Here is a 792-nt window from a genome sequence, read left to right as displayed (position 1 = left end):
GAAGTCGTAACAAGGTAACCGTAGGGGAACCTGCGGTTGGATCACCTCCTTACCTTAGAGATAGCGCGTGAGTGCCTACAACAGATTGTCTGATAAACGTCGCGAGCAGAACCTTTATAGGCTTGTAGCTCAGGTGGTTAGAGCGCACCCCTGATAAGGGTGAGGTCGGTGGTTCAAGTCCACTCAGGCCTACCACATTCTCTGTTATACCGTGTAGCTGATGTGGCGCGGTAGATGGCGAGGAAGCGTTTCCTGCCGAACAGCGCGAAGCACTGACATTAAGTCACGTGGTAACGATAAAGGTATTCTGTATTGACGGTATGGGGCTATAGCTCAGCTGGGAGAGCGCCTGCCTTGCACGCAGGAGGTCAGCGGTTCGATCCCGCTTAGCTCCACCATATTACGGTCATAAAAAAGCTTCAGAGTGTACTGGCAACAGTGTACTGCGAAGTTTATTGCTCTTTAACAATCTGGAACAAGCTGAAAAATTGAAACGACCAATGGCGTAGCGCTATTGGCGAGTCTCTCAAATTCATCACAACCGCAAGAGGTGTTTTTAGACATTTCTGCATTGAGGTGTGAGCGAGAAGGCACTGAGCAAGGCGTACCGCGCACAGCAACCGGAGTGGACAGAGCGTCCATGAGGATTGCGCGCACGGCACAACGCAGCACAGTGGGTTCGCAGCCACACCGAACAGAAGAAACATCTTCGGGTTGTGAGGTTAAGCGACTAAGCGTACACGGTGGATGCCTAGGCAGTCAGAGGCGAAGAAGGGCGTGCTAATCTGCGAA

Annotated in this window: 2 tRNA genes and 1 rRNA gene; all 3 read left to right on the top strand. The window is 51.9% G+C overall.

Annotation, left to right across the window (positions count from 1 at the left end):
- A 16S ribosomal RNA gene (locus EOJ37_RS14340) occupies window positions 1–52 on the top strand; the annotation flags it as partial.
- A 66-nt stretch (window positions 53–118) separates the two neighbouring features.
- Window positions 119–195 (top strand) — tRNA-Ile (locus tag EOJ37_RS14335).
- Between the two features lie 127 nt (window positions 196–322).
- A tRNA-Ala gene (locus EOJ37_RS14330) sits at window positions 323–398 on the top strand.
- The last annotated feature ends 394 nt before the right edge of the window (window positions 399–792 follow it).

It is taken from the genome of Serratia microhaemolytica (assembly GCF_004011885.1).
GTDB lineage: Bacteria > Pseudomonadota > Gammaproteobacteria > Enterobacterales > Enterobacteriaceae > Serratia_G > Serratia_G microhaemolytica.
Note: the sequence above shows the minus strand (reverse complement) of the source record. Positions and strands in the feature narration are given on the sequence as shown.